We start from the raw sequence: 20987 nt of genomic DNA on the forward strand, positions 1-20987 counted from the left end.
AAATTGTCATTCCAGTTATCATCAACGGCCACAATCTTAACATACTGAAAATTGACGGCGAATTTTTCGTAACAGTAAAAATAACCATGGCCACAGAATACCATTCACCAAACTATTCCAGAATACTTGCGGGTGGAATAAGACTTGTGATGAAAGAAATTCACCCCAGAATACGGCAAGGTCTTGCACCACCGTTAATGCAACAATAATCAAAGCTTGCTGCCACAGTGCCATGTTACGTAAAAGCTGATGCTTGTATGCCACGAGATAACAAATGATGCTGAAGGAGAGCGCATGTACGCCCAGCGCTGATCCTTGAATAGAATCGACAATAATTCCTAAGATAAAGCTAGTGCCCACACTGACGCGATGCGGTAATGCCATTACCCAGTATATTAAAATCAACAGTAACCATGATGGTCGGTAAAATGCCAATTGTTCAGGCCAAGGCATTACCTGCAAAATCAGTGCTATAAAAAAAGATAGCCAGATAATGATGCGCCCATTGCCGCGATACTCATCCATTATGATTTCCTCTCCATCCTTTCATCATACCGTTTCCCTCACTCTATCTTATGGTTGAGGTTGAGGTTGAGGCTGTGCAGGTTGCATGGACGGCGGTAATGGTGGTCCTTGAATTTCGCTCGGCGTTGGTAACACCTGCGGCAACACTTTCATTAAACGCTCATTTGCAGCACGGTAAACATCGGATGGCTGTAATGGGGTTTTCGGATCATTTTCATTGCCCCACAGCAGGAGTAAATAACGTAGACGTTGTAACTCAGCGCTTGGTCTTGCAGAGATGATGGTATAGGCACGTTGAGTATCATGCTTCACCGCTGAAACAACCGCGACAGGATACCCCTCAGGGAATCGCCCACCTAAGCCCGAAGTCACTAACACATCACCAACACGAATGTCAGTATTTCCTGGAAGTGGCTCTAATTGCAGATCATCCGCACAACCTGAACCCGCAGCAATAACACGGATATCATTACGCAAGACTTGTACAGGTAATGCATGAGCAGTATCGCAAATTAATAAAACGCGGCTATTAAAATTACTGGTACCAACGACCTGACCTACCACGCCTTTATCACTGATAACTGGCTGACCTTCATAAACACCGTCATTACTGCCTTTATTTATTACGACTTGGTCGCGATAAGGCGTGTTCGCACCTGAAATGACTTGTGTCACCATCATGTGTTCATCTTGGCGTAATGGGGAACCTAACAGTTCGCGTAAGCGGGCATTTTCTTGTTTGAGTTGCTCAAGCAGCAAGTTATCCGCTTTTTTTAATAATAACTCTTGGCGCAGGGCTTTATTCTCAAACTGGAGTTGATCCCGCGTTGAAAGGGTGTCAGAGATATTATCGAGGAATTGACGTGGCCCGTTAGCTAAAAAATAGAATGGGCTAACCGCCGTGTCTAAATAATTACGGATTTTATTGAAAGGCTCAAATCGATGGTCAATCACCACCAGCACCAATGCAATTATCACTGCAATAAAAATGCGTAACTGTAGGGAAGGACCTCGCCTAAAAATTGGCTTCATGTATGGCTAAGTTTCGCTAATGGTCGGAGAATAAAAAAATAGTCAAAGCAACTGGAGCTAAAAAACTCCAGTTGCTTATGGCGTGATTTAGTCTTCGCTAAACAGGTCACCGCCGTGCATGTCAATCATCTCTAACGCTTTACCGCCGCCACGAGCAACGCAAGTTAAAGGATCTTCAGCAACGATGACCGGAATGCCAGTCTCTTCCATTAATAAACGATCTAAATTACGCAGAAGAGCACCACCACCCGTTAATACCATACCGCGCTCTGAGATATCAGACGCTAATTCTGGTGGGCACTGTTCTAACGCTAACATTACCGCACTCACGATACCGGTCAGTGGCTCTTGTAATGCTTCTAAAATTTCGTTGGAGTTCATTTTGAATCCGCGAGGCACACCTTCAGCCAAGTTACGACCGCGAACTTCAATTTCATAAACTTCATCTGTTGGGAAAGCAGAGCCGATACCATGCTTAATGCGCTCAGCCGTTGCTTCACCAATTAAGGAACCATAATTACGGCGTACATAGTTGATAATTGACTCGTCAAAACGGTCACCACCAATGCGTACAGAAGAAGAGTAAACAACACCGTTCAGGGAGATAACTGCGACTTCAGTGGTACCACCACCGATATCGACAACCATCGAACCTGTTGCTTCAGAGACAGGTAAACCAGCACCGATTGCCGCTGCCATTGGCTCTTCAATTAAGAAAACTTCGCGGGCACCTGCACTTAATGCAGATTCACGGATAGCTTTACGTTCAACTTGAGTTGCACCAACAGGCACACAGACTAAAACACGAGGGCTTGGACGCAGGAAGCTGTTGCTATGAACTTGCTTGATAAAGTGTTGTAACATTTTTTCAGTTAAGAAAAAGTCTGCAATCACACCATCTTTCATTGGTCGAATTGCAGAAATGTTACCCGGTGTACGTCCCAGCATCTGTTTCGCTTCACCACCAACCGCTGCCACGCTTTTTGGCGAGCCTGCGCGATCCTGACGAATTGCAACTACAGAGGGTTCATTTAATTTGACGCCTTGTCCTTTGACATAAATGAGGGTATTGGCCGTACCCAAGTCAATTGACAGGTCATTAGAAAACATGCCACGAAATTTTTTAAACATAACGAAAGGATTATCCTGCAAGCTGGGGACGAATAAAAACCCGTCTACTCTACCAACCACTTGAAGCTGCCTCAAGGCGTAAATCAATCACTTCATAAATATGGTTAATTCATCTATTTTCACATACTAAAATCGTACATGCTTCTATAACAAAACGAAGCAGATAAAAACCTCGAAAATTGCCCTTAATTCATATGCATCCAAAATAACCCATCATTCGCGCACAATAAACAGACAACCTCTGGTTGTTATATACTCCATCTTTGCGTTCTTCCCAGTGTGACAAGCGATTATGTCTACAAGTTCAAATAAATTTTTTATATTTTAATTATTGCTATACATCTAGCTTTTTAACAACAAAATAAGTGAACTTAAATTTCGCTGATTCTATTATCAACTTTAAATTAAGCCATAACCATGTCGACACGCTGATGTATTCGTCAAAGTAGGACATTTTGCATGATAAAAGCCTAGTTATGCCAGAAAAAAATGCATTTTTACAAATTAATTACATAAGTAATAGTGTGAATACCATTCTGACGTCAATGAAAACGATTTTACCTGTGTGTAAATTAAAAAAAACACTTATTTAATCATAAAATTAGGGGTGGATCATGAAAGCGCTCGTTTTACAGCAACAAGACGATAAAATCGTCCCAGAAATCCTTAATGTACCTACTGAGTCATTACCCGCTGGCGATGTCATCGTCGATATTCATTGGTCGACAATTAACTATAAAGATGCGCTAGCTATTAATGGAAAAGCTGGCGTTGTCCGTCAATATCCAATGGTGCCCGGAATTGACTTCTCAGGCATCGTTCATCACAGTGAAGATCCCCGCTTTCATATTGGCCAACACGTACTATTAACAGGATGGGGAGTTGGCGAAACACATTGGGGTGGACTCGCCACACAAGCAAAAGTCCCCACAGATTATTTAACGCCTCTTCCTGAATCATTATCACTGAAACACGCCATGGTTATTGGTACCGCAGGATTTACCGCGATGCTCTGTGTTAACGCGCTTGAAGAGGCAGGCATTACCCCTGAAAGTGGCGAAATTGTAGTAAGTGGTGCCAGTGGTGGAGTCGGAAGTATTGCCACTCAACTACTGTCTTTATTAGGCTACCACGTTGTCGCTATTTCAGGGCGAGAAGAAAATCATGACTATTTGCTGCGAATTGGCGCAAAGAGTGTGCTTCCACGCAGTGAATTTACGCATCCCGCGAAGCCATTAGATAAACAACGTTGGGCGGGTGCAGTCGACACCGTTGGTGGTGACGTGCTCGCCAATATCTTGGCGCAAGTGAATTATAATGGTGCGGTTGCGGCCTGCGGACTGGCTGGCGGGTTCTCACTGCCAACAACCGTTATGCCATTCATTTTACGCAATATTCGTCTACAAGGGGTCGATTCGGTTTACTACCCTGCAGCTAAACGCTCAAAAGTGTGGGAACGATTAGCACAACTCTTGCCTGACACGTTTTATGGACAAGTCAGCAGAGAGATATCCTTAGAAGAGTGTGTGGAATATGCAAAAAAACTCTTAAAAAACGAAGTCACTGGGCGTACCCTAGTAAATCTTCAAAATTAAATCATCAACACACGTAATTGTGTCGCCACAATGTGGGTTACGGCACAATTTATAAAATAAATTCGGGTAATTTCTCTGATAAGACCAGTATTTTGCTGCTATATGCAACGAAATAATTATAATGCTCTTCCTTGTCAGTGGAAAATCTATTTATTTTTATGATAAAAGATGACAAACCGTCGACATCGCGTTATGTTGTCGGATTATTGACATATCGTCGGAGTTAGCAACACAATGACAGAAGATACTCATATTTTGCTCCTTAACGGCCCGAACTTAAATATGCTGGGTTCCAGAGAACCTGAGAAATATGGGGCTCGACCGCTTTCTGAAATTGTATCGAACCTGATGCAAGAAGCAGAAAAATTAGGGGTGAAACTGAGCCATTTTCAGTCAAATGCAGAGCATGAACTTATCGATAGAATTCATGCAGCACAAGGTAATGTTGATTACATAATAATCAACCCGGCCGCATTCACGCATACAAGTGTTGCTCTGCGTGATGCGCTATTAGCAGTTTGTATCCCATTTATCGAGATCCATCTGTCTAATATTTATGCTAGAGAACCCTTTCGTCATCACTCCTATTTCTCCGATATGTCTAATGGAGTTATTTGTGGTCTTGGCGCAGATGGTTACAGTTTTGCATTACAAGCCGCGGTTAACCGTGTGCGACTAATTAATTCAATCCAAATATAAGAGTACGGAATCATATCCATGGATATTCGTAAAATTAAAAAGCTGATCGAGCTTGTTGAAGAGTCTGGCATTTCTGAACTGGAAATTTCTGAAGGTGAAGAGTCAGTACGTATCAGTCGTGTATCACCAGCATCTCAAATGATGGCTGCACCTCAACAGTTCTACTCAGCACCAGTTGCTCAACAACCTGCATTAGCTAACGCGGTTGCTCCAGCACAAGAAGCAGCGGCTCCAGCAGCACCTGCGGCAGTTTCTGGTCACCAAGTTCGCTCACCAATGGTTGGTACTTTCTACCGCTCACCTAGCCCAGAAGCAAAACCATTCGTTGAAGTTGGTCAAACAGTCAAAATTGGCGATCCTCTTTGCATCGTTGAAGCGATGAAAATGATGAACCAAATCGAAGCAGATAAAGCTGGTGTTGTTAAAGCTATTTTGTTGCAAAACGGTGATGCAATAGAATTTGACGAGCCATTAGTTGTCATCGAATAACGAGGCGTTTCCATGCTGGAAAAAATTGTTATCGCAAACCGTGGAGAAATTGCACTGCGTATTCTGCGTGCATGTAAAGAACTCGGCATCAAAACTGTTGCGGTTCACTCCACGGCAGATAGAGATTTAAAACACGTATTGCTGGCAGACGAAACTATTTGTATTGGTCCAGCCGCATCGGCAAAAAGCTACTTGAATATCCCTGCAATCATTGCCGCGGCTGAAATTTCAGGCGCACAGGCGATTCACCCAGGATACGGTTTCCTGTCTGAAAACGCTGACTTTGCAGAGCAAGTAGAACAATCAGGCTTCATTTTTATCGGCCCAAAAGCTGAAACCATCCGCCTAATGGGCGACAAGGTTTCTGCAATTAGCGCGATGAAAAAAGCAGGCGTTCCTTGTGTACCGGGTTCTGACGGTCCACTGGGTAACGACACTGAAAAGAACAAAGCAATTGCTAAACGCATCGGCTTCCCAGTCATCATCAAAGCATCTGGTGGTGGTGGTGGTCGTGGTATGCGTGTGGTTCATAATGAGAAAGATTTAGAATCTTCCATTAACCTGACCCGTGCAGAAGCAAAAGCCGCATTCAACAACGACATGGTTTACATGGAGAAATTCCTTGAAAACCCACGTCACGTTGAAATCCAAGTGATGGCAGATGGTCAAGGTCATGCTGTTTATTTAGCTGAACGTGACTGTTCAATGCAGCGCCGCCACCAAAAAGTGGTTGAAGAAGCACCAGCACCGGGGATCACCCCAGAAATTCGCCGTAATATCGGTGAACGCTGTGCGAAAGCCTGTATCGAAATCGGCTATCGTGGCGCAGGTACTTTTGAGTTCTTATTTGAAAACGGCGAATTCTATTTCATCGAAATGAACACCCGTATTCAGGTTGAGCACCCAGTGACCGAAATGATCACCGGCGTTGACTTAATCAAAGAACAGCTGCGTGTAGCTTCTGGTTTACCATTATCTGTGACTCAGGATCAGATCAATGTTCACGGTCATGCGATTGAGTGTCGTATCAACGCAGAAGACCCGCACACATTCCTGCCTAGCCCAGGTAAAATCACTCGTTTCCACTCTCCGGGTGGCTTCGGTGTTCGTTGGGAATCTCATATTTACGCAGGCTACTCTGTTCCTCCGTTCTATGACTCAATGATTGGTAAATTAATCACTTACGGTGAAACTCGTGAAATCGCGATTGCTCGTATGAAGAACGCGCTGAACGAACTGATCATCGATGGGATTAAAACCAACATCGAATTACAACAGATGATCATGAATGATGAAAACTTTGCCAAAGGTGGAACCAACATCCACTATTTGGAGAAAAAACTCGGTATTCAAGAATAATCCCCTGAATAATCGACATTTTCGTCATTAAAAACAAATACCGGAAAGTCAATTTCCGGTATTTTTTTGCCTATAAATGGCGGGATTATCGGTTTTATTACGCTATTTTTCACACTCCCCCTTCAGATTGTCGTACAATCCCCGATTATTTTTGTCAACATGAGGAGGAAAAGCGGATGGACAAACGTTTTCTTCAATCAAACAGGGAAGCTCGTTGGGCGCTATATCTGACTATTGCCTACATGATAGGTTGGGTACTTTGTGCTTATCTACCCAGTAACACACTTGGTGTTACCGGATTACCGTTATGGTTTGAATGGTCATGTCTGATTCTCCCTATCATCTTTATTTTGCTATGCATCATGATGGTTAAACTCGTATTCAAAGATATCTCGTTGGAGGAGAAAGATGCAGACTGAAGTTCTTCTGCCCTTAATCGGCTATCTGCTCCTCGTTTTTCTCCTTTCGCTCTACGCTTATAAAAAACGCACGAAAGGCGAATTTCTTAATGAGTATTTTCTAGGTAATCGCTCGATGGGCGGCTTTGTTTTAGCCATGACCATCACCGCAACCTACATCAGCGCCAGCTCCTTCATCGGTGGTCCCGGTGCCGCCTACAAATACGGGTTAGGCTGGGTACTCCTCGCCATGATCCAACTGCCTGCGATCTGGCTCTCCTTAGGCGTACTTGGCAAAAAATTTGCCATCTTAGCTCGCCGCTACAATGCAGTTACCCTTAACGACATGCTCTACGCCCGTTACCAAAGCCGTTTTCTCGTTTGGTTTGCTAGCGTAAGTTTATTAGTGGCTTTTTTTGGGGCAATGACGGTGCAGTTTATCGGTGGCGCGCGACTACTCGAAACGGCGGCCGGCATTCCTTATACCTACGGATTAATAATTTTTGGCGTCTCTATCGCGCTATATACCGCGATTGGAGGCTTCCGAGCCAGTGTTCTTAACGATGCCTTACAAGGGCTGGTTATGTTGCTTGGCACCGTTATTTTGCTCGTTGCCATTATTTACCATGCAGGTGGTTTACCAGCCGCTGTAGAAAAAATGCACGCCATCGACCCGAAATTAGTCTCCCCTGAAGGTGCGAACGATATCCTAAGCGGGCCATTTATGGCCTCATTCTGGGTGTTAGTCTGTTTTGGGGTTATCGGATTACCGCATACCGCAGTGCGTTGTATTTCCTACAAAGACAGCAAAGCCGTCCATAAAGGTATTATTCTCGGTACCATTGTGATGGCAATCTTGATGTTTGGTATGCACTTCGCGGGCGCCTTAGGGCGTGCCATACTGCCGGATTTAACCATTCCAGACCAAGTGATCCCAACCTTGATGGTTCAGGTTCTTCCGCCATTTGCCGCGGGGATTTTCCTAGCAGCACCAATGGCCGCAATTATGTCCACCATTAACGCCCAGTTACTACAATCTTCGGCGACGATCGTGAAAGATATCTACCTTAACGCCGCACCTGAACAAATTAAAAATGAGAAAAAACTGGCGCGCATTTCCAGCTTCTCAACGTTAATTTTAGGCGCGCTATTATTGATTGCTGCGTGGAACCCTCCACAAATGATTATCTGGCTGAATTTATTAGCTTTTGGTGGATTAGAAGCGGTATTCCTGTGGCCACTGGTTCTCGGATTATATTGGGAAAAAGCCAACGGCACTGGCGCCCTGAGTGGCATGATTGTTGGCGGTGTTTGCTACGCCATCTTCGCCTCATTCAAAATTGAAATTATGGGCTTCCACGCTATTGTGCCATCACTAGTTCTGAGCTTAATTGCCTTTTTGATCGGTAACCTTTTTGGCAAAAATCCAGTACAATCGGCACCAAACGAACAGGTAACTAGCACTCATTGATTTTGGCTTTACCTCATGTAAATGAACAAATGCAATGTTCTCAATATTGACGTGAAACATAGCAAACCATTTTAGTGCTCTAAATAATTCACGTCATAGCTAGGCGGCAAACGAGCTAATCTCAAGGAGCATACACAAGTATGTGACTAGGGTTAGCGAGCGCAGCCAACAACGCTATGGCGTGAAGAATGACGAGCATCCTAGAAGAGAAAAAACAATGCCTTGGATACAAATCAAACTAAACTCAAACGCCAAAGACGCAGAAGCCCTTGGCGATGAACTCATGGAAACAGGCTCCGTGTCCGTCACCTTCCAAGACAGCCATGATACCCCTGTTTTCGAGCCGCTTCCGGGAGAAACTCGCCTGTGGGGCGATACTGACGTTATTGGTCTGTATGACGCTGAAACCGATATGAAATGGGTGGTCGCTCAGTTAGAAAATAGCCCATTACTCGGCGCTGGCTTTGTTCATAAAATCGAACAAATCGAAGATAAAGATTGGGAACGTGAATGGATGGATAACTTCCACCCAATGCGCTTTGGACAACGTTTATGGATCTGCCCTAGCTGGCGCGATGTGCCAGATCCTACCGCGGTTAACGTGATGCTAGATCCTGGCTTAGCATTCGGTACGGGAACCCATCCGACGACGTCATTATGCCTTGAATGGCTCGATGGATTGGATCTTGAAGGCAAGACGGTTATCGACTTTGGTTGCGGATCCGGGATCTTAGCTATCGCAGCATTAAAACTCGGTGCAGCGCAAGCGATCGGGATCGATATCGATCCACAAGCTATCCTCGCGAGCCGTGATAATGCAGAACGTAACGGCGTCTCAGAGCGTCTGTCGCTCTATTTACCCAAAGACCAACCTCAAGACCTTCAAGCCGATGTTGTGGTCGCTAACATCCTTGCAGGCCCACTGCGTGAGCTTGCTCCGATGATCAGTGTGCTGCCGCGTGCCGGTGGTCATTTAGGCTTATCTGGCGTATTAGCCAGCCAAGCTGAAAGTGTTGCTGATGCTTATCGTGCCGACTTCAATATTGACCCTGTTGCAGAGAAAGATGAGTGGTGCCGTATCACTGGTGTCAAGCATTTTTAATGGATTTGCGGTAAAAATCAAAGAATAATTTCTTTGAAATTAATTGCAGAATGGATTATCTTACAGCTCAAATATTGCTCAATAGCTGATGATAATCTGTTCTGCTCGAGAAGTGAGTCTTGGATATTCAAAGTAATCGTTATTTTTAGCGCTTGTTGTTAAAAAACACCTAACAACTTGTTAAATAACACTAATTTTATTATTTTCGAAAAAGCAAGATAAAAAAGTTAGTGATAAATAACCGTTTGCTCAAAGTTTGTCCTTTCATATCTCGTAAAAAATGCGTAATATACGCGCCCTTGCAGTCACAGTATGGCCCCCATTTAGTTATGCGAATCGGACAATATCAGTTGAGAAACTGTCTTATTGCTGCCCCCATGGCAGGCATCACAGATAAACCGTTTAGGTCCCTGTGTTATGCGATGGGTGCTGGAATGACGGTATCGGAGATGCTTTCTTCTAACCCACAAGTTTGGAAGACAGATAAATCGAGACTCAGGATGGTTCACCGCGATGAACTCGGGGTACGTTCCGTTCAAATAGCTGGCAATGATCCCGATGAAATGGCCGCAGCAGCTCAAATTAACGTTGAGAGCGGCGCTCAAATCATTGATATCAATATGGGCTGCCCAGCTAAAAAAGTGAATCGTAAGCTTGCAGGCTCAGCCTTACTGCGTTATCCGGAGATTGTAAAATCAATCCTGGAAACCGTTGTAAACGCTGTGGATGTGCCAGTCACACTGAAAATCCGCACAGGCTGGTCACCTGAAGAGCGTAACTGCATAGAGATTGCCCAATTGGCCGAAGATTGTGGTATTCAAGCCCTGACCATTCATGGCAGAACCAGAGCCTGTCTGTTCAACGGTGAAGCTGAATATGACAACATTCGGGCAGTTAAGCAGACTGTTTCCATTCCGGTTATTGCCAATGGCGACATTACTGACCCGCTAAAAGCCAGGGCTGTTTTAGACTACACAGGGGCGGATGCCTTGATGGTAGGACGAGCAGCTCAGGGAAGACCTTGGATCTTTCGGGAAATCCAACATTATCTGGACACAGGTGAAATATTGCCACCGATGCCTATGGCAGACGTGAAAAGCATTATGTTAGGGCATGTACGGGAACTGCACGACTTTTATGGTCAAGGCAAGGGAGCCCGTATAGCGCGCAAACATGTTTCTTGGTACTTACAAGAACATGCACCTGATGACCAGTTTCGGCGCTCCTTCAACGCCATTGAGGATGCCAGCGAACAGCTGGAGGTGTTGGAAGCATTTTTTGAAAATTTTTGCGTAAATAAAAGATAAGAGCTGACAGAACTATGTTCGAACAACGCGTAAATTCTGACGTACTAACCGTTGCAACTGTAAATTCACAAGATCAAGTAACTCAAAAACCGTTACGTGACTCAGTTAAGCAAGCACTGAAGAACTATTTTGCTCAATTAAATAATCAAGATGTTAACGATTTATATGAGCTGGTATTGGCTGAGGTAGAACAGCCTTTGTTGGACATGGTTATGCAATATACCCGTGGAAATCAGACCCGTGCAGCCCTGATGATGGGTATCAACCGCGGAACTCTGCGTAAGAAACTGAAAAAATACGGCATGAACTAATCCTAGTCGGTTAATGCAGTGTTTTTAGAAGCCCTTTCTGATTTTAGAAAGGGCTTTTTTGTTCTCATCGATTTGCACATCTTGCTATACATTTCAATAATCACTCTTCTTTTTAATACAAAAATTATTGATTTAATAAATAAATCAGCCTCGTTTTAATCTGGTACTTTATTTATGAGCATCATCACAGTTCATAGAATCCTATTTTTTATCTCTTGCCATTTTTTATTTAGCTTTATAAATTCAAAAACCTTTTATTTCTCATCATTCGAAATTAACCATAAAATTTGAAAAGGATTTAAATGACAATGATTGATTTAAGAAGTGATACACTAACGAGGCTAAATAAAGAAGATTTAAATAATATAAATTATAATTATATTAGTGATGATTGTTACAATGAAGATATTTATGTCCAAAAATTAGAGTCCTATATATCTGAACCCTTTAATAAAGAAAGTGCCCTATTTATGCCATCGGGTACCATGAGTAATCAGATTGGCTTAAAAGTTTTATCCTCACTCGGTAATGAAGTGATTACCGAAGTCGGTTACCACATCTGTTTTTTCGAATCTTCACAAACCTCCGCACTGAGCGGATTAATCATTAATAATATTAAAACACGAAATGGTATTTTGACCGAAGACGAGGTTATCCAAGCCATCAACAGTAAAGCTCGTTGGTCCAATCTTTATGCCACCCCACAAGTGATCGCAATAGAAAGTAGCATCAGTACCTACGGAGGAATGGTATTCCCCCTCTTAGAAATAAAAAAGCTCAAAAAATTGTGTCTTGAGAGGGGCATGTCTCTATTTTTAGATGGTGCACGGGTACTCAATACTTGTATTTCTCTCAAACTTTCCCCAGAAGAATACGTCAAAGAGGTTGACCTGCTTAATATCTGTCTCTCTAAAGGCATTGGCGCGCCATTTGGCTCCGTATTAGTGGGCAGTAAACACCACATAGAAAACGCTAAACGGTATCGAAAATGGTATGGTGGAGCGCTGCATCAATCGGGATTACTTGCTGCCATTGCGTTAAATAAATTAGAGCATTATGAGTCCCAGCTACGCACGGATCACCAAAATGCGGCTCATCTTGCCTCTATTGCTTCAACCTATTTTCAACTCGCTTACCCTGTTGAAACCAATATTGTCATGATAAAAACACCAGATGCCAGGCGTGTTGTCCAAGCATTAAAAAACGATGGGATACTGGCTATCGCTTGGACAAGCGATATTGTGCGTTTTGTTACCAGCAGTAATATTACGGAAGCTATGATCAATCAACTTGCCCCTCTATTTAAAAAAATAAAAAATATTTAATATGATAAATAAAATCATGACGACTCGATTTTTATCGGGGATCTCTTTTTACAGTTTTCTACCTTTTTTTTCTTTATATCTGATTAATGAAAAAAATCTCGAAGAGAATGATGTCGCCATTATCATTCTTATATTCCTTTTTATTAGCCGTTCATTTTCTCTTTTCACTCACTTTATTATTGATTTCATTAATTATAAGAGAACACTTTTCTTAAGTTATTTGATTTCTTCATCATTTATTATTTCTATCTATTTCACCTCAAGCTTTTATATCCTTCTGTTATCCTCAGCCTTTATTGGTGCGGGCTTTTCTATTGCCAATGTGGGTACAAGTTTATTTATTGCAGAAAATAGTCATCATTCACAAAGAGTCAAGAATTTTTCAATATTGAATGTCATTGTTAATATTTCGTCAGCTGTAGGCGGTGCAGCAGGGGAATGGTTTTATCATGGTTCATATTCGAGCGTTATTTTTCTTCCTTCAGCCATTATGTGTGTCGCTGCGCTGTACTCATTAACCTTAACGGATAAAAAGCATACCTCGCCAATGCAAGGTCAGCCAACGGAAGCCACCACCCGCTTTTTAGCATGGGGACTTTTTCTCTGTTATAGCTCGATTCCCTTCTTTATGTTGGGATTAGTCTTTCGCAATTTAGCTTACTTATTTGAGCTACATTACCAAGGTGCACGAAGCTATATCAGTGTTGCTTATTTGTTCGCTTTGAATGCATCTATAATCATTCTTCTGCAAATTAAAGTAACTCAATTCATTGATAAACAGAAAAAATCACACCAGACTATCATCTACAAATGTAGCCTTATTTTGATTGCTATCTTGCTGTTATTTTTAAACTTCAATGCATTAGTCTCGCTCTATTTATTAATCATCCTATTTACCTTTAGCGAGTTGATTTGGAGCCCTTACAACAATAGCCTTGCAATAGAGAAGTGCCCATTTACCCGCAAGAAACTCTCACTGTCTATTTGCCTATTTTTCTGGGGATTAGCAGAGTCCCTTGGTGCCTATGTTGGCATTATTGCAAACGATGTCCAAATACATACTTATATCCCTATTATCCTATTTTTATTACTTATTTCTTTATTCACTGCTGAATACTCTATCCATTTAAGGCGCTCAGATGAAAACCATCCTATTTCTCGAATGTAATATCTCTGGTACAGGTGTCAAAGCCATTAAGCTGGCTAAAAAAAACGGTTATCACACCGTTTTATTAACCAAAGAACGCAATTATTATGCTCAATTAGCTGACAACCCAACACTCTATGTTAATGAAATTATAGAGGTTAATACCGATTCCATTGCAGCGATACTCAGTCATGCTCTCGAGTATAATCCGCAAGGTATCGTGGCTTTTGATGACTATCGGCTCGTCAACGCTGCCGCGGTATCTCACGCCCTCGGTTTACCCTCTCCGAATTTAATTGCCCTAACGATGTGTCGCTACAAGCACCTAACCAGACAATATTTGCACCAACAGAATGCCAATTGTCATTACAAAGTTTGCAATATCCATGACAAATTTGACCTTAACAATATGCCATTCCCTGTTGTCATAAAACCCTGTGATGACAGTGGGAGTAGCCAAGTGACTGTGTGTTACTCTGAGGAAGAAGCTCGTGCTGCCGTCCATGCATTAACCGAGTTTAGAGTTAACCAACGCGGATATCTGCTCTCCCCATATTATCTTGTCGAAGAATTTATTGGCGGGGAGGAATACAGCGCCGAAGCTTATTGGGACATGCAATGCGATGAATGGAAAATACTGGGCATCACAAAAAAATACACGACATCTGGGCAATATGCCGTAGAAATCGATCATGATTTTCCAGATGAATCCCTTGATATCGATGACGTCACGAAAACTATCATTGAGTGGCTCACTGAGGTAGGGTTATCCCACACGGTCGCACATGTTGAATTTAAACTTAATCAGGGTGAAATAAAGCTTATTGAGATTAATCCAAGAGTTGCCGGTGGGATGATCGACACTCTTTGCTATCAATCAACAGAGTTTGATTTAATTGAATGCTATCTTGCGTTACATGTAAAAGGTATGACCTATGCGCCCACATTAACGCTCAACAAACAGTATGCGTCTATTCGATTTTTAACCTCCGAAAAACAAGGAACTATCCTTGATTTCCATGCAAACTCCCACTTAGATCTACCGTTATTGTTTAATTTTGTTCCTACTCCTGTGCATGTCAACACACTAAAAGATAGCTATAGCCGGCTTGGTTATGTGATTACAACAGCACCTACACAACACTTAGCCGCAGAAAAGGCAGAAAATTGGCTCAAAAATATATCCATGAGCTATCAATAAAAAACCCAGTACAAACCTGTGTTTGTACTGGGCTAAATGGATTACCGTTACTTGATAGTTTGCCTCTATTAGGCGGCAACAACCTTGGCGTCGGTGAATGCACTTCCATCGCAGGTTAGCTGGAACTTGCTCACCGATTCTTGTAACTCTTCGGTTTGATGCTCTAACGAACTTGCAGCGGTTGCCACTTGTTCCACCAAAGACGCATTTTGTTGTGTCACATTATCCATTTGAGTAATCGCGACACCCACTTGTTCTATCCCCTTACTCTGCTCTTCAGATGCCGTGGTAATCTGCTTCATAATCGCAGTCACGTCATTGATCCCTTGCAGAATATTACTCATCGTTGAACCCATTTCATGAACCAAATGCGTTCCTTTTTCCACACACGAAGTCGATTCAGCAATGAGCTTTTCAATTTCCATCGCAGCATCAGCACTGTGACTTGCCAGCTTACGTACTTCAGCGGCAACCACCATAAACCCTCGTCCATGCACACCCGCTCTCGCGGCCTCAATAGAGGCATTCAATGCCAAAATATTTGTCTGGAAGCTAATGTCATTCATCATGCTGATAATGTCAGAAATTTTCTTGGCGCTCTGAGAAATTTCATCCATTGTGCTCACAACGGATTCAACAATTGCATCCCCTTGATTTGCGACTACAAACGCTTCTGTAGCTAGCTGGTTTGCTTGGTGAGTATTTTCCACATTCAATTGCACTGCTGCGGTAATTTGCTCCATACTCGCTGCGGTCTCCTCCAACGCTGCTGCTTGCTCTTCTGTACGAGAAGAAAGGTCGCTATTGCCGTTAGATATTTCTGTCGCACCGCGATAAATACTTTCGCTACCATTGCGGATCGTCAACACCGCATCACGTAAACTGTTCTGCATCTCTTCTAATAATGGGAAAAGTTTACCGACACAGTTACGACCAAATGGCTCGATTGGCTGGCTTAAATCCCCCTTCGCAATCTTATCGAAATATTGGCGGATCAGCTCCAGCGGTCGTTGCATCATCTTAGCCAAATAGCGGTCAGTGAAGATCAAAATGAGCAAACCAAAAATGGTCGCGATGATAATCACTACTCGCGTCATATTCATATGCTCATCAACCGCTTCCCGCGTGTGTTCAATCATCACATCCGCAGTTTGGTTAAACTGTGTGATAGCCGCGCCGAATGTACGGCTCAACGCAGGTGTGACATTATGGGCATGAGCCAAATAAGCCGCTTTATCATCCCCCATGGAAATAGCTAATTGTGGTTTCACGCCTTCATCGAGCAGCGCTTGCCAGCTATTTATCACTTGGTCGGAAATGGCTTTATCCATCGGGCCTGGGGAAATTGACTTCATCTCCTCAAGATAACGCTCCATATTCACGAACGCGTCTTTGACTAAAGCGTAATCCCCTTCTTTGCCCTCATTTTTGGTTTCCATCACGCGGGTTAAGCGAGTAACAAAACGAAAATATTGGTCATTGCCCTGACTCAGTACCGTCATCTGTTTCACCAGTTGTCGATCAACATGGATACCGTCAGAAATGCGCGATAAGGACCAACCGCTATACAGGCTTATGCCCCCAAGGTTTAGGCATAAAATGCCAAGTAGTACGAGCATCACAGCACGTATTGAATAATTTCGAAGTTTCTGCATGGAATTTCTCTTTTGATAAAATAAAATGATCTTTGTTTAATTTATCGGCGGTAAAAGAGAAAAATTTAATTATTTTCAATTGCTTTCTGACTTTCAGACATCAAAAAAAGCGCAAAATAATCCGATTAAAAATTAGCTTAATGATTGATTTTAGAGACATAATGCCTGTTTTTTATCCACGGACGTTCTATTTTCATACAATCACCCTATATTCCAGTTTGTGATTGACCTCCCAAAGTATTGCTCTGTTTCTGTAAGCAAACTCCATCATCAGGTTCTGTAAATATAAGCAAAAATCTGTTTTATCTCTTGAGCTTCCCCCTACGGGAAGCTTTATGGTTCAGAGGTTCCATAAGAACTCGAATAAAAGAAATACAAACCTGCTTAAATTTCGCACCCTTATTTTTTATTTAAATAACAATATCTTATTTTTGGAGTAATACTGACATGAAAAAATTGTTATTCACTGCACTATTGGCAGCGTCATTTTCCTCTGTTGCAGCAAGCCAAGTTGTTGACCTGTACAAAGAAGAAAGTTGCGGTTGCTGCCATCTTTGGGGCGAAGCAGTAAAAGCAGCAGGTTATGACGTGAAAATTCACGATGTCACCTATCAAGAGATCGATAAAATCAATCAAGAAGCCAATTTACCTAACTCATTACGCAGCTGCCATACCGCCAAAATTAATGGCAAATTGGTTGTTGGTCACGTTCCTCTCGATAGCTTAGCGAAAATCAATACACTACCTGATGACGTTGCAGGTATTGCTGTCGGAGGTATGCCAGCAGGCAGTTTAGGAATGGAACAGCCAAGTGGATTTAGTCAGCCTTATTCTGTGGTCAGTTTTAAAAAAGATGGCAGTCAATCCATACTTAAGCGTTATTAATTCCACGAATTCATAAAGCCGATAAGCCAATAAGCCAATAAGCCAAAAAAAAGGTACAGCAAACCCTCGCTGTACCTTTGGCAGTGATTACTACATCTTAATTTGAAAAATTAACGGTATATTGGTAATACATTAAACTGCGCTAACAACTGACAAATAATACCAACAACACCAAAGGCTATAACTGCATAGATTAGCCCTTTACCTCCCCACACTTTAAAGGTCGAGTTAGGGAAACGCTCTCTCACTTTTAATGCCATGACTGCCGGGCAAATAATAGCCCAGATACACGCCGCCATCCCCGCATAAGCAATCGCAATTAAAAAACCATTTGGGAATAACATGCATAAAACTAGAGGAGGTATAAAACATAACAGTGCTGCTTTCATTCTGCCTGAAGAGTTATCATTAAAGTTTAATGACGCCAGAATGTAGTCGAATAAACCAATTGCTACCCCTAAGAATGAACAAAATACAGCGCTAATCGAGAACCATAATAAGAATGTTGCAATATGTGGGCTACTTAATACCGCATACAGTGATTCAATAAATGCGTCGAGGTTTCCGCCTTTATTAATTATGGTGATGAATTCTGTTCGAGGTAAATTTCCCATGGTACCTAATATCCAAAGGAAATAGAGTATTAAAGCCAGTACACAACCAATCACACAGCTTTTAACCACTTTACGTTCATTTTCATGATACAGCTTATACAAGCTACAAACGTTACCGTGATAACCAAACGAAGTGATGGCATAAGGAATAATAATAAAGACAAATGGCAGTAAAGATAACTGACTATCACCCACTGGAGACGTTAATAATAAGTCAGTTTTGACAATTAAGAATAACCCTGAGAAAGCAAGAATAAATAAAACAATTTTAATAAATAAAAATAATGATGTTAATCGACTTGCCGCAATACCACTCCACCAAATACTTGCACCTAACAGTAAAGTGAAGATAACAAATATCACTCTTAAGTTAACATCAAATCCATATATTGCCGACGCTTCTTTGATAACAGATCCAGCCGCAGAAATATAAGCATATATCAATATATATAAAACAAATATTAATGCTGCATTGGCAATATAACAGGCCCATTTTGGTAATAATTCTTTTGAAATATAAAAATAGTTAGTGCCGGCTCCATATTTGGATATACATTCTAAAATATAGATCCCTGAGTGAAACATAAAGAAACAAACAATCAGTAATATTACTATCGAGTTAATAAACCAAGCTCCAGCCATAATGGTTGGCAAGCTAAACATACCTGCCCCGATCATGGCTCCGCCTAGCACAAAACCCCCTACCATTATGGAGGGTTCTTTCTTGGCTGCCGAATTGTTCATGTTGGTCACCTTAAAAATAAGGGATAAGGTTCCCGCATTGCACGGGAACCCGCAGATCTGACTATTACAGAACTACCTATTATTTAATGGGTTTCAATCTTGCAGTGAAGTGTCTTAATACTGGTGGCTCATATTCGAAATCTAAACCTTTCAGCGTTGCGAATTTATCTTTCAAGCCAATCAGAGCATCTGCAATGTAATCCATATGGTCGTTGGTATAAACACGTCTTGCGATAGTTAAACGCATGAATTCCATATCAGCATGTTTTTGTTTGCCCGTTTCAGGATCACGACCTAATAGGAATGAACCAATTTCAACAGCACGAACACCTGACTCTAAATACAGCGCGTTAATCACAGCTTGCGCAGGGAATTGGTCACCTGGGATCTGTGGAACCAGTTTTTTACAGTCCACGAATACCGCGTGTCCACCGGTAGGATACTGAATTGGAATACCGCCTTCACGTAAGCGGTCCCCCAGATATTTCACCTGACCGATACGATAATGCAGGTAATCTTCCCCAGCCCCTTCTTCTAAGCCTTGTACCATTGCCGCCATATCACGACCCGCTAAACCACCGTAGGTCACGAAGCCTTCCATTGGTACGCAGCGCTGTCTTGCCAACGTAAAGATTTTCTCGTCATTCTTAATACAGACCAGACCACCAATGTTTAACAGTGGGTCTTTTTTCGCTGACATAGTGAGCGCATCAGCGTATTTATACATATCCAGAATGATTTCTTTAATTGTGGAATTTTTATATTTTGGATCACGCTCTTTGATGAAATACGCGTTTTCACAGAAACGTGCAGAGTCCATTACTACAAAGATATTATGCTGTTTCGCGATTTCATAAACTTCCTTCAAGTTATCCATCGCGACTGGCTGACCACCTGCACTGTTACAGGTGATGGTAGAAACAATCGCTACCACGTTTTCAGCACCATGTTTTGCAATATTATCTTTTAATTTTTGAATATCGAAATTACCTTTCCAATCATCATAAGTTTCTGAGTCATAGGCTTTTTCGGTAACAATGTTAATCGCTTTACAACCATTTAATTCAACGTGGGCAGCGGTAGTATCAAAGTGGAAGTTAGAAATAAATACCGGCTTTTTCGCGCCGCCTTGTTCTTGTTTCACTTTCAGTAAAACAGGGAATAACATATTTTCAGCACCACGACCTTGGTGAGCAGGAATAACATAGTCGTAGTCAAACATCTCTTTAACTTTATCTTTTAAATCATAATAGTTACGAGAACCCGCGTACGCTTCATCACCCGTGATCATCGCGGCCCATTGGTGGTCGCTCATTGCGTTAGTACCGGAGTCCGTTAACAGGTCAATATACACCGCGCTACTTGGTAACAAGAATGGGTTATAACCCGCCTCTTTTAATGCTGCTTCGCGTTCTTCTCTTGATGGAATACGGATGTTTTCTACCATTTTAATACGGAACGGTTCTACGATTCTTTTAGCCATGATAATACCTTTAATTTTTCATTAAATAATAAAAACAGAAATTCGAACTTATAAAAATAAGCGAATAGATCTTGAGAGAGAGAAAAAAGAAAGGTTATTTGTGCGGAAAGAAAAAGGCTAAAGAAATATCAATATTGAACCATTTCTTCAAATAGAAGAAGCGCCTCGACATTAACAACTCACTTAAAAGAAACATACTATGGCTCCCATTAGCAAGGAATTAGTACAACCTTGAGTATGGTATATAACAATTCTTAGATAAATATAATATCAATTTTCTATTATTTGTATCTGCATCACAAAAAGCGTTAAACTCTACTCCGCACTATGATTAGGGTCACAATATTATTTATTTCAATCACTATTAAATAAACGTTAATAAATTGAGGTCATTTTATAATTAAATAATAGATAGTAATTTTAAACTTAATTTTTTAACGTTAAAAAGCTATTTAAAGTCAAATTTATTTTAATTAAGTAAAGCCTTATACAAAGGCTTTACTTTTGAATATTA

19 protein-coding genes are annotated in these 20987 nt (G+C 41.8%); 13 read left to right on the forward strand and 6 right to left on the reverse strand.

The features are described from left to right. Window positions 1-36 precede the first annotated feature (36 nt). The 3 genes from mreD to GKR48_RS08525 all read right to left on the reverse strand — a co-directional run bounded on the left by mreD (window position 37) and on the right by GKR48_RS08525 (window position 2688). Window positions 37-525 (reverse strand): rod shape-determining protein MreD, encoded by a 489-nt coding sequence (gene mreD / locus GKR48_RS08515; RefSeq protein WP_154603467.1) that lies wholly within the window; start codon window positions 523-525, stop codon window positions 37-39. 48 nt (window positions 526-573) lie between these two features. Then, on the reverse strand, window positions 574-1557 hold the full coding sequence (mreC, locus tag GKR48_RS08520) for a rod shape-determining protein MreC (RefSeq protein ID WP_154627752.1): 984 nt from the start codon (window positions 1555-1557) through the stop codon (window positions 574-576). Window positions 1558-1644: 87 nt separating this feature from the next. After that, a complete protein-coding gene (locus GKR48_RS08525) occupies window positions 1645-2688 on the reverse strand; it encodes a rod shape-determining protein (protein WP_006662897.1) in 1044 nt (347 codons plus the stop codon). A 614-nt stretch (window positions 2689-3302) separates the two neighbouring features. Here GKR48_RS08525 and acuI point away from each other — a divergent pair. From acuI to GKR48_RS08585, 12 genes are all read left to right on the forward strand, one after another. Next, a complete protein-coding gene (gene acuI, locus GKR48_RS08530; RefSeq protein WP_154627753.1) occupies window positions 3303-4283 on the forward strand; it encodes an acrylyl-CoA reductase (NADPH) in 981 nt (326 codons plus the stop codon). A 234-nt stretch (window positions 4284-4517) separates the two neighbouring features. Next, window positions 4518-4982, forward strand: coding sequence for a type II 3-dehydroquinate dehydratase (aroQ, locus tag GKR48_RS08535; RefSeq protein ID WP_154627754.1), 465 nt, complete (start codon window positions 4518-4520; stop codon window positions 4980-4982). An 18-nt stretch (window positions 4983-5000) separates the two neighbouring features. Next, the gene (gene accB, locus GKR48_RS08540) at window positions 5001-5471 is read left to right on the forward strand and encodes an acetyl-CoA carboxylase biotin carboxyl carrier protein (protein WP_154627755.1); all 471 of its coding nucleotides are present in this window, start codon (window positions 5001-5003) and stop codon (window positions 5469-5471) included. A 12-nt stretch (window positions 5472-5483) separates the two neighbouring features. Next, window positions 5484-6830, forward strand: coding sequence for an acetyl-CoA carboxylase biotin carboxylase subunit (accC, locus tag GKR48_RS08545; protein ID WP_154627756.1), 1347 nt, complete (start codon window positions 5484-5486; stop codon window positions 6828-6830). A gap of 176 nt (window positions 6831-7006) precedes the next feature. Next, window positions 7007-7249, forward strand: a complete 243-nt coding sequence (locus tag GKR48_RS08550; RefSeq protein WP_108478429.1) for a DUF997 family protein — start codon at window positions 7007-7009, stop codon at window positions 7247-7249. Then, on the forward strand, window positions 7239-8699 hold the full coding sequence (gene panF, locus GKR48_RS08555; RefSeq protein ID WP_154627757.1) for a sodium/pantothenate symporter: 1461 nt from the start codon (window positions 7239-7241) through the stop codon (window positions 8697-8699). Before GKR48_RS08550 ends, panF begins: the two co-directional genes overlap by 11 nt. 217 nt (window positions 8700-8916) lie before the next feature. Further along, window positions 8917-9801 (forward strand): 50S ribosomal protein L11 methyltransferase, encoded by an 885-nt coding sequence (gene prmA / locus GKR48_RS08560; protein ID WP_154627898.1) that lies wholly within the window; start codon window positions 8917-8919, stop codon window positions 9799-9801. Between the two features lie 329 nt (window positions 9802-10130). Then, on the forward strand, window positions 10131-11108 hold the full coding sequence (gene dusB / locus GKR48_RS08565) for a tRNA dihydrouridine synthase DusB (RefSeq protein ID WP_036956067.1): 978 nt from the start codon (window positions 10131-10133) through the stop codon (window positions 11106-11108). Between the two features lie 14 nt (window positions 11109-11122). Beyond that, window positions 11123-11419 carry a DNA-binding transcriptional regulator Fis gene (gene fis / locus GKR48_RS08570; RefSeq protein WP_004258438.1) on the forward strand — a complete coding sequence of 99 codons (297 nt, stop codon included), beginning with the start codon at window positions 11123-11125 and terminating at the stop codon, window positions 11417-11419. 302 nt (window positions 11420-11721) lie between these two features. Beyond that, window positions 11722-12744 carry a threonine aldolase family protein gene (locus tag GKR48_RS08575; protein ID WP_154627758.1) on the forward strand — a complete coding sequence of 341 codons (1023 nt, stop codon included), beginning with the start codon at window positions 11722-11724 and terminating at the stop codon, window positions 12742-12744. A gap of 16 nt (window positions 12745-12760) precedes the next feature. Further along, the gene (locus GKR48_RS08580; RefSeq protein ID WP_154627899.1) at window positions 12761-13912 is read left to right on the forward strand and encodes an MFS transporter; all 1152 of its coding nucleotides are present in this window, start codon (window positions 12761-12763) and stop codon (window positions 13910-13912) included. Next, window positions 13884-15092 (forward strand): ATP-grasp domain-containing protein, encoded by a 1209-nt coding sequence (locus GKR48_RS08585; protein WP_154627759.1) that lies wholly within the window; start codon window positions 13884-13886, stop codon window positions 15090-15092. Before GKR48_RS08580 ends, GKR48_RS08585 begins: the two co-directional genes overlap by 29 nt. Before the next feature lie 68 nt (window positions 15093-15160). Here GKR48_RS08585 and GKR48_RS08590 read toward each other — a convergent pair whose 3' ends face one another. Beyond that, a complete protein-coding gene (locus GKR48_RS08590) occupies window positions 15161-16747 on the reverse strand; it encodes a methyl-accepting chemotaxis protein (protein ID WP_154627760.1) in 1587 nt (528 codons plus the stop codon). A gap of 447 nt (window positions 16748-17194) precedes the next feature. Here GKR48_RS08590 and GKR48_RS08595 point away from each other — a divergent pair, with 447 nt between their 5' ends. Next, window positions 17195-17632 carry a DUF411 domain-containing protein gene (locus GKR48_RS08595; protein WP_154627761.1) on the forward strand — a complete coding sequence of 146 codons (438 nt, stop codon included), beginning with the start codon at window positions 17195-17197 and terminating at the stop codon, window positions 17630-17632. A gap of 110 nt (window positions 17633-17742) precedes the next feature. On the opposite strand, the gene GKR48_RS08600 is transcribed toward GKR48_RS08595, so the two are convergent. Beyond that, window positions 17743-18990, reverse strand: a complete 1248-nt coding sequence (locus GKR48_RS08600; RefSeq protein ID WP_154627762.1) for an aromatic amino acid transporter — start codon at window positions 18988-18990, stop codon at window positions 17743-17745. Between the two features lie 79 nt (window positions 18991-19069). Further along, complete coding sequence (locus GKR48_RS08605) at window positions 19070-20473, reverse strand: tryptophanase (protein ID WP_036956054.1); 1404 nt, start codon at window positions 20471-20473, stop codon at window positions 19070-19072. Window positions 20474-20987 lie beyond the last annotated feature (514 nt).

The sequence above is a fragment of the Providencia sp. wls1943 genome, from assembly GCF_009706275.1.
GTDB classification, from domain to species: domain Bacteria; phylum Pseudomonadota; class Gammaproteobacteria; order Enterobacterales; family Enterobacteriaceae; genus Providencia; species Providencia zhijiangensis.